The 233-nt window shown below is 57.5% G+C and carries 1 protein-coding gene; it reads left to right on the top strand.

Annotated features, from left to right (window positions below; all coding sequences use genetic code 11):
• Positions 1-2: 2 nt before the first annotated feature.
• Positions 3-233, top strand: a 231-nt coding sequence (locus tag AC2FA3_RS15665; RefSeq protein ID WP_490510408.1) for an MATE family efflux transporter, incomplete at its 3' end; no start/stop codon positions are given.

Genomic DNA, 233 nt, shown 5'->3' on the forward strand with positions numbered 1-233 from the left:
TGCTGGGAGCCGTCAGCCAGACGGCGCTGTCGGCAGTATCGCTGGCAGGGCAGATTCAGTTTGTGCTGAATCTGTTTATCAGTGGGATATCGGCAGGCACGGGCATTATGGCGGCGCAGTATTGGGGAAAGAAGGATCCCGCCTCAATTGAGGAGGTAATCCCGATCGCACTTCGGGCGAATCTGATCTTTTCCGGAATGTTTACGGTGCTCGCAGCAGTCGCGCCGCAGCTC

Source organism: Janibacter sp. CoH_79_TC_3 (assembly GCF_058197955.1).